The following is a 14,287-nucleotide window of genomic DNA, read 5'->3' on the forward strand; positions in this document are numbered from 1 at the left end:
GCCCGGATCCACCGTCCCACTCCACCCCTGAGGACACGGCTTGCATCGTGTCGGCGGGTCCGAAAGTGTGGTGGGCATGGTCGGACGCATCCCCGTCATGAACGTCACGCCCGTCATCGATCCCTCCACCAACCTTCTCGGGCAGCCCACCACCCTCGCAGCCAAGGGCACCGTCGGCGAGCCCTTTCCCGTCACCGCCAACGTGTTCCGCGAGGGTCACGACAAGCTCGGGGCCGAGGTCGTCCTGATCGACCCCAAGGGCAAGCGGCACCCACCAGTCGCGATGCTGAAGGACGCCCACGTGCCCGACAAGTACTCCGCGTGGGTCACCCCTGACGCGCCAGGCCTGTGGCACTTCGAGATCCAGTCGTGGTCCGACACGGTCGGCACCTGGCAGCACGCGGCCGGTCTGAAGATCCCGGCAGGGGTCGACGTCGACCTCATGTTCACCGAGGGGCGGCTGGTCCTCGAGCGAGTCCTGAAGGGCCTCCCGCGCGGCCACAAGAAGGGCCCGGACGCCGACGTCCTCAAGGCCGCGATCGCCACCACCAAGGACCAGAAGCGCCCCGTCGGGGCCAAGCTCGCCGCGCTTCAGGCGCCCGAGCTGGCGGCGGTGCTGACGAAGTACCCGCTGCGCGACCTGATGTCGACCGTGGGGCCCTACCCCGTCTACGCCGACCGCCAGCGTGCGCTCTACGGCAGCTGGTACGAGTTCTTCCCACGCTCGGAGGGCGCGACGCTCGACGAGGCGACGGGCAAGGTCACCAGCGGCTCCTTCCGGACCGCGATGAAGCGCCTGGACGCGGTGGCGGAGATGGGCTTCGACATCATCTACATGCCGCCGATCCACCCGATCGGCGAGGTCAACCGCAAGGGGCCCAACAACACGCTCACCCCCGGCCCCGACGACCCCGGCTCGCCCTGGGCCATCGGCTCGAAGCACGGCGGGCACGACGCCATCCATCCCGACCTCGGCACCTTCGACGACTTCGACGCGTTCGTGGCCCGCGCGGGCGAGCTCGGCCTCGAGGTCGCGCTCGACCTCGCGCTCCAGGCCGCCCCGGACCACCCGTGGGCGACCGAGCACCCGGAGTTCTTCACCACGCGGGCCGACGGCACGATCGCCTACGCGGAGAACCCGCCGAAGAAGTACCAGGACATCTACCCCATCAACTTCGACAACGACTACCCCGCCTTCTACGCCGAGGTCCTCCGCGTGGTGAGGCTCTGGATGAGCCACGGCGTCCGGGTGTTCCGCGTCGACAACCCGCACACCAAGACCCTCGGGTTCTGGGAGGAGCTCCTGCGGGAGATCCGCCGGACCGACCCGGACGTGATCTTCCTCTCCGAGGCGTTCACGCGGCCGTCGATGATGCACGGGCTGGGCGCCATCGGCTACCACCAGTCCTACACGTACTTCACCTGGCGCACGCACAAGTGGGAGATCGAGCAGTACCTCAACGAGGTCTCCCACGTGTCGAGCCACCTGATGCGGCCCAACTTCTTCGTCAACACCCCCGACATCCTGCACGCGTTCCTGCAGTACGGCGGCCCGCCTGCCTTCAAGATCCGGGCGGTGCTGGCCGCGATGGGCTCGCCGAGCTGGGGCGTGTACGCCGGCTACGAGCTCTTCGAGCACGTGGCGGTCAAGCCCGGCAGCGAGGAGTACCTCGACACGGAGAAGTTCCAGATCCGGGTCCGCGACTGGGACGCCGCCACGGCCAGCGGTCGCACGCTGGCGCCGTACCTCACCGAGCTGAACCGGATCCGTCGGGAGCACCCGGCCCTCCAGCTGCTGCGCAACGTGACCATCCACCAGAGCGACGACGACCACGTGCTGGTCTTCTCCAAGACCGCGCACGACCCGGCCTTCGGAGACCCGGGCGACACCGTGCTGGTGGTGCTCAACCTCGATCCGCACGGCACCCGCGAGACCACCATCCACCTCGACATGCCGGCCCTGGGCCTGGCGTGGGATGCGTCCTTCGTCGCGGAGGACGAGATCACCGGCCAGAAGTTCACCTGGTGGGAGCACGACTACGTGCGGCTCGACCCCCACCACGAGCCCGCCCACATCCTGACGGTGAGGAGGGCCGGATGACTGCCTCGACAGACCCGACCCCCGGTGACGACCACGAGGCGATCACGACCGGCCCCGAGGACGAGGCCTTCACCGACGACCAGACGGCCCAGCCGGAGTGGTTCAAGACCGCCGTCTTCTACGAGGTGCTGGTGCGGTCGTTCCGCGACGCGGACGGCAACGGCACGGGCGACTTCAAGGGACTGATCGAGAAGCTCGACTACCTCAAGTGGCTCGGCGTCGACTGCCTGTGGGTGCCGCCGTTCTTCACCTCGCCGCTGCGCGACGGCGGCTACGACGTCGCCGACTACAACAACATCCTCCCCGAGATCGGCACCACCGAGGACTTCCACGAGTTCCTCGACGAGGCGCACAAGCGCGACATCAGGGTGATCATCGACTTCGTCATGAACCACACGAGCGACGCTCACCCGTGGTTCCAGGCCAGCCGTTCGGACCCGGACGGACCCTACGGCGACTTCTACGTCTGGTCGGACACCGACGAGCTCTACGAAGAGGCCCGGGTGATCTTCGTCGACACCGAGCCCTCCAACTGGACCTGGGACCCGGTGCGCCAGCAGTACTTCTGGCACCGCTTCTTCTCCCACCAGCCCGACCTCAACTTCGACAACCCGAAGGTCATGGAGGCGATGAAGGACGCCATGGCCTTCTGGCTCGACATGGGCCTGGACGGGTTCCGGCTCGACGCCGTGCCCTACCTCTTCGAGCGGCCGGGCACCAACGGCGAGAACCTCCCCGAGACCCACGCAGCGCTTCGTGAAGTGCGCAAGTTCGTCGACACCAACTACCCCGGGCGGGTGCTGCTGGCCGAGGCCAACCAGTGGCCGGCCGACGTCATCGAGTACTTCGGGGACTACGACAAGGGTGGCGACGAGTGCCACATGTGCTTCCACTTCCCCGTGATGCCGCGCATCTTCATGGCGGTGCGCCGGGAGTCGCGGTTCCCGATCTCGGAGATCCTCGAGCAGACGCCGGCGATCCCCGACGGCACCCAGTGGGGCATCTTCCTGCGCAACCACGACGAGCTGACCCTCGAGATGGTCACCGACGAGGACCGCGACTACATGTGGGCGGAGTACGCCAAGGACCCGCGCATGAAGGCCAACATCGGCATCCGCCGCCGACTCGCGCCGCTGCTCGACAACGACATCAACCAGATCGAGCTCTTCAACGCGCTGCTGCTCAGCCTGCCCGGGTCGCCGGTCCTCTATTACGGCGACGAGATCGGGATGGGCGACAACATCTGGCTCGGTGACCGCGACGGCGTGCGCACTCCGATGCAGTGGACGCCCGACCGCAACGCCGGGTTCTCCGCCGCCACGCCCGGCAAGCTGCACCTGCCGCTGGTCCAGGACCCGGTCTACGGCTACCAGAGCGTCAACGTCGAGTCCCAGCTCGAGAACTCCTCGTCACTGCTCCACTGGACGCGCCGAATGATCCACGCCCGCCGGCAGCACCCCGCCTTCGGGCTCGGCGCCTTCACCGACCTGGGCGGCTCCAACCCCGCGATCTTGTCCTACGCCCGAGAGCACACCAGCAAGAACGAGGACGGCGAGGAAGAGACCGACGTCATCGTCTGCGTCAACAACCTCTCGCGGTTCCCGCAGCCGGTCGAGCTGGACCTGCGCCCCTGGGAGGGCCACACGCCCATCGAGCTACTCGGCGGCGTGCCCTTCCCCCCGATCGGCGAGCTCCCGTATCTGCTGACCCTCGGCGGGTACGGCTTCTACTGGTTCCGCCTGTCGGCCCCGAGCGAGGAGGCTCCCCCTCAGTGACTGACAACCCCGCAGCCCAGACGCTCCACGACCAGCTCGCGACCTTCGTCGGCGAGGCCCGTTGGTTCGGAGGCAAGGGACGAGAGTTCGAGGTCACCGACGTGCGCCGACTGGGCGTCCTCGGGGCGTCCGACGGCGGACCCGTCGTGCTCCTGAGCCTCGTGGAGCTCGGCTTCTCCGGGGGCGACCGGGAGCTCTACCAGCTGCCGCTCGCGCTTTACTCCGAGCGGCAGGAACGGCTCGGCCACGCGCTGGTCGCCGTGGACGACGTCGAGGGCTTCGGGCCGTCGTACGTCTACGACGCCGTGCACGACCGGGAGGCGATGGACCACCTGCTGCGTGCCTTCGCCGAGGCCACCCCCCATGACGCCGGGGGTGTCGAGACAGGCGCTGGCGCGCCTTCCTCGACCACCGGCAGATCGGACGGTCTGACCTTCCACCGGCTGCCCGGCCACGACCTGGACACGACCGCACACTCGACGCTCTTCTCCGGGGAGCAGTCGAACTCGACGGTGATGTTCGGTGAGGACTCGTTGCTCAAGGTCTTCCGCAAGGTGACGCCCGGCGTGAACCCCGACATCGGCGTGCACGAGGTCCTCACCCGCGCCGGATCCGACAAGGTGGCCGCGCTCTACGGCTGGCTGGAGGCGCGCGAGAAGTCCGGTGACGGCGAGCCGTTGCAGCTGGCCATGCTGCAGCAGTTCCTGCGCACGGCCAGCGACGGGTGGGACCTCGCGCTGACCAGCGTGCGCAACCTCTTCGCCGAGGCCGACCTGCACGCCGACGAGGTGGGCGGCGACTTCGCCGCGGAGGCGGCCCGGCTGGGTGAGGCCCTCTCGGAGGTTCACGCCCTGCTCGCGGAGCACTTCCCCACGGCCGATCGCTCCACCGACGAGATGGGTGCGCTCGGCGCCACGATGGCGCAGCGTCTCGATGCCGCGGTCGCGATCGTGCCCGAGCTGGCGGCGTACGCTCCCGCGCTGCGTGGGGTCTTCACGGCCGTGGGCCGCCTGGACGGGGTCACCGTCCAGCAGATCCACGGTGACCTGCACCTCGGCCAGACGCTGCGCACGGTCAAGGGCTGGAAGATCGTCGACTTCGAGGGCGAGCCGGCCAAGCCGCTGGCCGAGCGGGTCCGCCCTGACTCACCTTGGCGCGACGTGGCCGGCATGCTGCGTTCCTTCGACTACGCGCCGCGGGTCTCGGCCCACCAGTGGGGCGACACCGACGGGGGCGCGGCGCAGCGGGAGTACCGCGCCGCCGAGTGGTCGGCACGCAACTGCACCGCGTTCCTCGAGGCGTACGCCGGCCGCGCGTTGACCGGTGCCGAGCAGGTGCTCCTCGACGCGTACGTTGTGGACAAGGCCGTCTACGAGGTCGTCTACGAGGCGCGCAACCGCCCCAAGTGGGTTCCGATCCCGATGTCAGCCATTCAGCGTCTCGTCGAGAGGAGCCCAGAATGAGCAAGCAGACGACACCCGAGGTCCTTCCCGTCGACACCCATGAGCTCGACCTGATCGTCGAGGGGCGGCACGGCGGCTCGCACAGCATCCTCGGCGCGCACCCCTACGACGGTGGTGTGACGGTGCGGACGCTCAAGCCTCTGGCCTCCTCCGTCGCCGTCGTCGTCGGCGACGACCACTACCCGCTCACGCACGAGCACGCGGGCATCTGGGTCGGCGCCCTGCCTCGCCAAGGGGTGGGCACAGCGGAAGGCGACGTGCCCGACTACCGGCTGGCGGTCGCCTACGAAGGTGATCCGCACGTGGTCGACGACCCCTACCGCTTCCTGCCGTCCCTCGGCGAGACCGACCTGCACCTGGTCAACGAGGGCCGCCACGAGAACCTCTGGCAGGTCCTCGGCGCGCGCGTGCACCACTACGACTCCGTGCTGGGCGGCACCGTCAGCGGGACTGCGTTCGCCGTGTGGGCGCCCGCCGCGAAGGGCATCCGGGTGAAGGCCGACTTCAACAACTGGGACGGGCGCGAGCACCCGATGCGCCAGCTCGGCTCCTCGGGCGTCTGGGAGCTGTTCGTGCCTGGCGTCGGCTCGGGCACGCACTACAAGTACGCCGTTCTCGGGGCCGACGACCGTTGGACCGAGCGGGCCGACCCGATGGCCAACTACGCCGAGGTGCCGCCGCTGACCGCGTCGGTCGTCTACGAGTCGTCGTACCAGTGGGGCGACGACGAGTGGATGGCCGCGCGCGCCGGGAGGCAGGCGCACGCGGAGCCGATGTCGGTCTACGAGGTGCACCTCGGCTCGTGGCGCAAGCCCTACGGCGGCACGCTCAACTACGGCCAGCTCGCCGACGAGCTCACCGGCTACGTCAAGGACCTCGGCTTCACCCACGTCGAGCTGATGCCGGTGATGCAGCACCCGTTCGGTGGCTCGTGGGGCTACCACGTGACGTCGTACTTCGCTCCCGACTCGCGGTTCGGGGACCCGGACGGCTTCCGCTACCTCGTCGACCGGCTGCATCAAGCGGGCATCGGCGTGATCCTCGACTGGGTGCCGGGCCACTTCGCCACGGACGAGTGGGCGCTGGCCCGGTTCGACGGCACGCCGCTGTACGAGGACCCCAATCCGCAGCGCGGCTGGCACAAGGGCTGGGGCTCCCACATCTTCAACTTCGGCCGCCACGAGGTGCGCAACTTCCTCTACGCCAACGCCCTGTACTGGCTGGAGGAGTTCCACGCCGACGGTCTGCGCGTCGACGCGGTCGCGTCGATGCTCTACCTCGACTACGACCGCTCCGACGGGGAGTGGACACCCAACAAGTTCGGCGGCAACGAGAACCTCGAGGCGGTGCAGTTCCTCCAGGAGATGAACGCCACCGTCTACAAGCGCGTCCCAGGGGCGGTGACCATCGCCGAGGAGTCGACTTCCTTCCCGGGAGTCACCCGCCCCACGTCCGACAACGGCCTCGGTTTCGGTCTGAAGTGGAACATGGGGTGGATGAACGACACCTTGCGCTACATGGCCAAGGACCCGATCTACCGTTCGCACCACCACGGGGAGATGACCTTCTCCCTCGTCTACGCGTTCTCCGAGAACTTCGTGCTGCCCATCAGCCACGACGAGGTCGTGCACGGCAAGGGCTCGCTGCTGCGCAAGATGCCGGGCGACCGCTGGCAGCAGCTGGCCGGCCTGCGCGCCTTCCTCGCCTACATGTGGGCGCACCCGGGCAAGCAGCTGCTCTTCATGGGCGCGGAGTTCGGGCAGGAGTCCGAGTGGGCCGAGGCCCGCGAGCTCGACTGGTGGTTGATGGAGCACCCGGAGCACCGAGGCGTCCACCAGCTCGTCAAGGACCTCAACCGGGTCTACGGCGAGTCCTCCGCGCTCTGGGCCGCCGACGTGCGCCCTGAGGGCTTCGCGTGGATCGACGCCGACGACGCGGCCCGCAACACGTTCTCCTTCATCCGCCGTGCCCCGGGGACGGGCTCGGGGACCGAACCTGCCGAGCTCGTGTGCGTGGCCAACTTCTCCGCGACGCCGCACCACGACTACCGGCTCGGGCTCCCGGCAGCCGGCACGTGGGAGGAGGTCGTCAACACCGACGCCGAGCTCTACACCGGCTCCGGCGTGGGCAACCTCGGCGCAGTCGAGGCCGTCTCCGACCCTCATCACGGGCAACCCGCCAGCGCCACCATCGTGGTCCCCCCGTTGGCGACGATCTACCTGCGCAAGAGCTGAGCGGCACCCAACCATCACCCGAGGCGCCACTCCACCGGGATGTGAGCGGCACCCAGCCACCTCACGGGAAGCCTGTCGGCCGGCGCAGGCCGTGGATGTCCTGGACGGCTGGTCACCGGGTCCCCGGCTAGGCTTGCCCGGGTGAGCGATCCCGGGCAGGACACCCCACCGCCCCCGCAGCCCACGCTCACCGACGGGGTGGTGACGCTCCGCCCGTGGACCGACGCCGACATCGACGAGGCCGTCGCGGGCCACGACGAGGAGATCCGCTACTGGTTCGGCTTTCCGGTGGTGACGCCGTCGTACGACGTCCACAAGCAGGCGGTCGACAACTGGCACACGTGGTACGCCGAGGGCCGCCGGAGGGTCAACTTCCTCGTCGAGGCCGATGGCGCGGTCGTCGGCAACGTCGAGGTCCAGGACCGCGGCGACAAGCGCGGCAGCCTCTCCTGGGCGCTGTACGCCGGACGCCGCGGTCGCGGCTACGCCACCCGAGCGGTGCGCCTGCTCGTCGACTACGCGTTCGAGGAACTCGGCTACGAACGCGTCGAGGCCGAGGTGGACCCACGCAACGTGAAGTCGCTGCGCGTCGCCCAGCGCGCAGGACTGCGTCGCGAGGGGGTTCGCCGAGTCACCCCCGGCATGGCCGACGTGCACGACGGCACCGGTGTGGTCGTCCTGGGCAGGCTGGCGAGCGATCCACCGATCACGGAGCCTGAGGGCTTCCGCTCGATCCTCAACTCCGCACTCCCCCGCAAGCGCGGGATCAGCCAGGTCCTGGTGCGCGACACCGCCGGCCGGGTGCTGATGTGCCAGCTCACCTACAAGCGCGACTGGGACCTCCCGGGCGGCGTCGTCGAGGTCGGCGAGTCACCGCAGCTGGCCGGCGTTCGCGAGATCGAGGAGGAGCTCGCGCTCACCATCGACCCGGGCCGCCTGCTCCTGACCGACTGGCTGCCCCCGTGGGGCGGCTGGGACGACGCCATCTGCCTGGTCTTCGACGGCGGCGTCCACGACCCCTCGATCCTCGCCACGATGGTGACCGAGCCGCGCGAGATCCGCACCGCCGAGTTCTGCACCCCTGACCAGGTCGCCGAGCGCGCAGCCGACTACACCGCTCGGCGGGTGGCCGCGGCCCTGCACGCCGCCGAGACGGGGACGACGGCCTACACCGAGTCCGGCATCTCCGGTGGTTGAGGAGGTCGCGCGGCGACCGTCTCGAACCCCCGTCAGCCCGAGGTGACCGCGAGCACCCCCGCCGGGCTGAACACCTCGACGACCGGCCCGTCCACCACGACCTGAACGCCACCCGTCCGACGCGTCTGCGCCTCGAAGGCCGGGTGCGGCCGGGCGACCAGGAGGTCGCCCTCCCGCGAGAGCAGGTGCGGAAGGCTGTGCGCGCCGGCCCAACCGTCGCCTGCGACGTCGCGGATCCAGTGCACCAGCCCCACGCGGCCATCGGCGTCCACGAAGGGCGACGCGGCGTAGTAGGCGCCGTACGACAAGCGGCGCCACGGGCCCGGCACCAGCTGGTCGCCGTCCTCGTCGACCCAGGCGTACGACGCGTGCGAACCCCGGCCGAGCTCGCCGTCGGCCACTACCAGCACCGACCGGCCGCCCACGCGCAGCAGCATCGGGCACTCCCAGACCGACCCGCTCTCCCCGGACCCGTCCAGCCGGCCGGCGTACTCCCACGTCAGCAGGTCCGGCGAGGTGAACATCCACACCGCAGGCCGGCCGTCAGAGAGCCCTCCGCCGAGCAGCATCCGCCAGCCCTCGCCGTTGGCGGAGCGGTAGACGAACGGGTCCCGGAACGCCACCGCCGGCTCGCCGTCGGGCAGCCGCACGACCACGTCCCGCTTCTCCCACGCCCGCCAGTCGGGATCGAGCGCGACCGCGCGGCGTACCCGTCCGATCTCCGGGTCGTCGGCGTCGACCGCGGTGTAGAAGATCGTCGGCGTATCGGCGTCGAGGACCAGGCTCCCCGACCAGACCCCGTCCTCGTCACCGTCCGGCGACAGTGCCACCGGCTCGGCCGTCCACGCCACGAGATCCGGACTCGTCGCGTGGCCCCAGTGACAGCCGACGTCCCACGTCGTGCGGCCGGGCACGTATTGGAAGAACAGGTGGTAACGGCCTTCGTGCTCGTGCCGGTGGAAGGTGAGCCCGAGCGGGTCGTTCACCCACCCGGACGCCACGGTGTGGTGCAGGGCAGGTCTCGACACGAGACCAGTATCGGTCGCAGGCGAACAATGCTTGGATCGGGCCATGGGGACCTACGTGTTCGACTTCGCAGAGGGTGACCGGGACCAGAAGGACCTGCTCGGCGGCAAGGGCGCCAACCTTGCCGAGATGACCAACCTCGGGCTGCCCGTGCCTCCCGGCTTCACCATCTCAACCGAAGCGTGTCGCGCCTACCTCAAGGAGGGCGACAACCCGGCCGGCCTCGCCGAGGAGGTCAGCGCACACCTGGCCAGCCTCGAGGAGAAGATGGGCCGGCGCCTCGGCGACCCGGCGGATCCCTTGCTGGTCAGCGTCCGCAGCGGCGCCAAGTTCTCCATGCCGGGGATGATGGAGACGGTCCTCAACATCGGTCTCAACGACGAGTCGATCCAGGGCCTCGCGCAGCAGAGCGACGACGAGCGCTTCGCCCTGGACTCCTACCGTCGCCTGTTGTCGATGTTCGGCGGCACGGTGCTCGGCATCCACGGCGAGCACTTCTCCGAAGCCCTCGACGACCTCAAGGAGCAGAAGGGCACCGTCGAGGACCTCGACCTCGACGTCGAGGACCTGCGCGGCCTCGTCGAGACCTTCAAGGGCATCATCCGCGAGCACGCCGGCCGGGAGTTCCCCCAGGACCCGCGTGAGCAGATGGACCTCGCGGTCAAGGCCGTCTTCGACTCGTGGAACACCGACCGCGCCGTGCTCTACCGCCGCCAGGAGCGCATCCCCGAGGACCTCGGCACGGCCGTCAACATCCAGGCGATGGTCTTCGGCAACCGCGGCATGACGTCGGGCTCGGGCGTCTGCTTCACCCGCGACCCCGCGAGCGGCAACCAGGGTGAGTACGGCGACTACCTCCAGAACGCCCAGGGTGAGGACGTCGTCGCGGGCATCCGCAACACCGTGTCATTGGCCGACATGGAGAAGATCGACAAGAAGTCGCACGACGAGCTGCTGGCGATCATGACCAAGCTCGAGGCGCATTACCACGACATGTGCGACATCGAGTTCACCGTCGAGCAGGGCAAGCTCTGGATGCTCCAGACCCGGGTCGGCAAGCGCACCCCCGAGGCGGCGTTCCGCATCGCCGTGCACATGGCCGACGAGGGCCTGATCGACATGGACGAGGCGCTGCGCCGGGTCACCGGTGAGCAGCTGGCCAACCTGATGTTCCCCCGGTTCGACACGCACGCCGAGCGCACGCTCCTGGCCAAGGGCATGAACGCGTCCCCGGGCGCCGCTGTCGGCAAGGCCGTCTTCGACTGGGCGACCGCGGTGGAGTGGGCCGAGAACGGCGAGGACGTCATCCTGGTCCGCAAGGAGACCACCCCCGAGGACCTCCACGGGATGATGGTCGCCCGCGGCGTCCTCACCAGCCGCGGCGGCAAGACGTCGCACGCCGCGGTCGTCGCCCGCGGCATGGGCCGCACGTGCGTGTGCGGCGCGGAGGCGCTCGACGTGGACACCCGCGAGGGCGAGTTCACGGTCCGTGGCGGCAAGACCATCCGCGAGGGCGACGTGATCTCCATCGACGGGTCGACCGGCGAGGTCTTCGACGGCGCCGTCCCTGTCGTCGACTCGTTCGTGGTCCGCTACTTCGAGGGCGAGACCTTGGACGAGCCGATCGTCGAGGCGGTGTCCCGGCTGATGGCGCACGCCGACGCCGCCCGTCGGCTCAAGGTGCGCACCAACGCCGACACCGCCGAGGACGCCGGCCGGGCCCGCAAGTTCGGTGCCCAGGGCATCGGCCTGTGCCGCACGGAGCACATGTTCCTCGGCGACCGGCGCGGCTTGGTGGAGAACCTCATCGTCGCCGAGAGCGAGGAGGAGCAGGAGAAGGCGCTCGACGAGCTGCTGCCGCTCCAGCGCGCCGACTTCGGCGAGATCTTCGAGGCGATGGACGGCCTGCCGGTCACGATCCGGATGATCGACCCGCCCCTGCACGAGTTCCTCCCCGACATCACCGAGCTGTCGGTGGCGATGGCGGTCGCCGACGTACGCGGCCACCGCAAGAAGCGGCAGCGCAAGCTGCTCGCCGCCGTGCAGCGTCTGCACGAGTCCAACCCGATGCTGGGCCTGCGCGGCGTCCGCCTCGGCATCGTGATCCCCGGGCTCTTCGTCATGCAGGCCCGCGCGATCCTGGAGGCCGCCGCGGCGCGGATCAGGGCCGGCGGCCGCGCCGAGCCCGAGATCATGATCCCGCTGGTCGCGTCGGTGCGTGAGCTGGACCTGGTCAGGGACAAGATCATGAAGGTCGCCCGCGAGGTGCAGGACGCCGAAGGCGTCGAGGTGCCGTTCCTGGTCGGCACGATGATCGAGCTCCCCCGGGCCGCGCTCACCGCCGACCAGATCGCCGGCTCCGCGCAGTTCTTCTCGTTCGGGACCAACGACCTGACCCAGATGACGTGGGGCTTCTCGCGCGACGACGTGGAGGCGTCGTTCTTCTCGAACTACCTCGAGCAGGGCGTGTTCCCGGTCTCGCCGTTCGAGTCGCTCGACGTCGAGGGGGTCGGCGCGCTGGTGAGGAAGGCCGTCGAGCTCGGTCGAGGCGCCCGCCCCGATCTCAAGCTCGGCGTCTGCGGCGAGCATGGCGGCGACCCGCGCTCGGTGCACTTCTTCGACGAGGTGGGGCTCGACTACGTCTCGTGCTCGCCCTTCCGCGTCCCCGTCGCCCGCCTGGAGGCAGGCCGGTCGGCGATCGACGCGCGCGACTAGCTCGTTGGTCGAGCAGCGAGCGCAGCGAGCGGACGGTCGAGACCACCCTCCGCGCCCCAGCCGATCAAGCCGCCTCGCAGATGCAGACCTGAGTCTGAGAGTCCCCGCCGAAGGGTCGACCGGACCAGTCCCCGTAGCGCGCGACGAGCCGCAGTCCCCCGAGCGAGAGGAGGAGGGGCAGCTCCTGCGGGAAGATGCTTCTCATCTCGAGCGGCGCCACCACGAAGTCGGGCTCGTCGTCCGTCGACAAGTACCACGTCGCGCGCGTGACCTGCGCGGGCGCGTCGTACGTCTCCGCGACATCGACGCTCACACGGCCGCGGTCCGGGTCCACGAAGCTCAACGAGTCCCGGGTGCGCCGTAGGCCGTCGGCCCCCGCGAGGACGCGCACGCTCGGGTTGAAGACGTCGAGGACCAGCCGAGCCCCAGGCGCCAGGTGTCGACGGACCGCGCGCAGGCAGCTCAGCAGGTCGTCGGCGTGGTGCAGGTGCAGGAGCGAGTTGGCCGCGATGAACACGAAGTCGAAGGTGCGGTCCAGGTCGAGCTCGCGCATGTCGCCCTGCGTCCACTCCACGGCCACGCCGCGCTCGTCCGCCTTGCGCCGAGCCTCGGTGAGCATGTCCGACGAGAGGTCCAGACCGACGCACGCAAGCCCGTCCGACGCGATGGGGATCAGCTTCTGCCCCGTTCCGCACCCCAGCTCCAGCACGCGCCCGCCTTGCCGGCCGGCCTCGCCCCGATAGAACTCGATGGCGGCGTCGACACCGGGGAACATCAGGTCGTACAGCCTCGCGTGCGAGTAGAGCTCCTGGCTCATCGGACGGACTAGAACAGCGCCGAAGCCAGCTTCTGGCGGCCCTTGAGCACCCGCGGGTCGGCGTTGCCGACGGCGGCGAACAGCGCGAGCAGGTGCTCACGCGCCCTGTCGCGCTCCTTGTCGGTGGTGCGACGTACCAGCTCGACGAGCCGGTCGAACGCGTCGTCGACGTGGCCGCCCAGCAGGTCCAGGTCGGCGACCAAGGTCTGGGCGTCGACGTCGTCGGGGTTCGCGGCGGCGGCCTCCCGGGCGGCGTTCAGGTCGACGCCGGCCGTGCGCTGCAGCACCTTGGCCATCGCGAGGCCCGCGGCCGCTTCGGTGTCGGCAGGGTTGGCGTCGACGAGCTTCTGGTACGCCGCCACGGCACCGTCGATGTCGCCGGCCTCCAGCGCGGCCTGGGCGGGCCGGTAGCGCGGGTCGAGCGCGGGCTCGCCATCCTCGTCGGCGGCGGGCCCGGCCGCGACGCGCGGCTGGTGCCGGCCCGCGACGCCCTGCGCGGTCAGCTGCTGGCCCATCTGGTTGAACAGCGCCCGCAGCTCGTCGATCTGGATGAGCCCCTGCAGCGGCTGCGAGGCCGGCCGGCCGTCGAGCAGCACGAGGATCAGCGGCACGGTCGGGATCTGCATCATCTGCGCGATCTGCGGCGCCTGGTCGATGTCGACCAGCGCGGCGAGGAAGCGGCCGTCGTACTCCCCCGCGACCGTCGCCACGTCGTTGGCCATCGCGACGCTCTCGGGCACCCGGGACGTGGAGTAGAAGACCAGCATGACCGGCGCGGTCATCGACGCCTGGACGACGTCGTTGATGTTCTGCTCGTTGACCTGGACGCTGTACGCCGAGCCGCCCGGCGCTGCTCCCCCGCCCCCGGCGGGCGCCGCGGGGGCACCGCCGGCGGGACGGTTGAGGCCGGAGAGGTCGATCGCGCCAGGACGGCTGAACGGCTGCTGCGTCATGCCGTT

The 14,287-nt window shown here is 69.9% G+C and carries 9 protein-coding genes; 6 read left to right on the forward strand and 3 right to left on the reverse strand.

Features of this window, described 5'->3' with window-relative positions; translation table 11 throughout:
• Positions 1-76 precede the first annotated feature (76 nt).
• The 5 genes from ABD295_RS09790 (at position 77) to ABD295_RS09810 (ending at position 8,770) form a co-directional block, all read left to right on the forward strand.
• Positions 77-2,101 (forward strand): alpha-1,4-glucan--maltose-1-phosphate maltosyltransferase, encoded by a 2,025-nt coding sequence (locus ABD295_RS09790; protein ID WP_344303519.1) that lies wholly within the window; start codon positions 77-79, stop codon positions 2,099-2,101.
• Complete coding sequence (treS, locus tag ABD295_RS09795) at positions 2,098-3,876, forward strand: maltose alpha-D-glucosyltransferase (RefSeq protein WP_344303520.1); 1,779 nt, start codon at positions 2,098-2,100, stop codon at positions 3,874-3,876. The genes ABD295_RS09790 and treS overlap by 4 nt, the downstream gene beginning before the upstream one ends.
• Positions 3,873-5,339, forward strand: a complete 1,467-nt coding sequence (locus ABD295_RS09800; protein ID WP_344303521.1) for a maltokinase N-terminal cap-like domain-containing protein — start codon at positions 3,873-3,875, stop codon at positions 5,337-5,339. Before treS ends, ABD295_RS09800 begins: the two co-directional genes overlap by 4 nt.
• On the forward strand, positions 5,336-7,573 hold the full coding sequence (glgB, locus tag ABD295_RS09805; RefSeq protein WP_344303522.1) for a 1,4-alpha-glucan branching protein GlgB: 2,238 nt from the start codon (positions 5,336-5,338) through the stop codon (positions 7,571-7,573). Before ABD295_RS09800 ends, glgB begins: the two co-directional genes overlap by 4 nt.
• Before the next feature lie 141 nt (positions 7,574-7,714).
• Complete coding sequence (locus ABD295_RS09810; RefSeq protein WP_344303523.1) at positions 7,715-8,770, forward strand: NUDIX hydrolase; 1,056 nt, start codon at positions 7,715-7,717, stop codon at positions 8,768-8,770.
• A 32-nt stretch (positions 8,771-8,802) separates the two neighbouring features.
• Here the strand turns inward: ABD295_RS09810 and ABD295_RS09815 are convergent, their stop codons facing one another.
• Positions 8,803-9,798 (reverse strand): glycoside hydrolase family 32 protein, encoded by a 996-nt coding sequence (locus tag ABD295_RS09815; RefSeq protein ID WP_344303524.1) that lies wholly within the window; start codon positions 9,796-9,798, stop codon positions 8,803-8,805.
• Between the two features lie 31 nt (positions 9,799-9,829).
• Between ABD295_RS09815 and ppdK the strand changes: the two genes are divergently transcribed.
• Entirely contained in the window at positions 9,830-12,511 is a 2,682-nt protein-coding gene (gene ppdK / locus ABD295_RS09820) for a pyruvate, phosphate dikinase (RefSeq protein WP_344303525.1), read from the forward strand.
• Between the two features lie 64 nt (positions 12,512-12,575).
• On the opposite strand, the gene ABD295_RS09825 is transcribed toward ppdK, so the two are convergent.
• A complete protein-coding gene (locus ABD295_RS09825) occupies positions 12,576-13,328 on the reverse strand; it encodes a class I SAM-dependent methyltransferase (protein WP_344303527.1) in 753 nt (250 codons plus the stop codon).
• Between the two features lie 8 nt (positions 13,329-13,336).
• Positions 13,337-14,281: a co-chaperone YbbN gene (locus ABD295_RS09830; protein WP_344303528.1), complete on the reverse strand. Its 945-nt coding sequence runs from the start codon at positions 14,279-14,281 to the stop codon at positions 13,337-13,339.
• Positions 14,282-14,287: the final 6 nt, after the last annotated feature.

The sequence above is a fragment of the Nocardioides bigeumensis genome, assembly GCF_039531755.1.
Taxonomy (GTDB): domain Bacteria; phylum Actinomycetota; class Actinomycetes; order Propionibacteriales; family Nocardioidaceae; genus Nocardioides; species Nocardioides bigeumensis.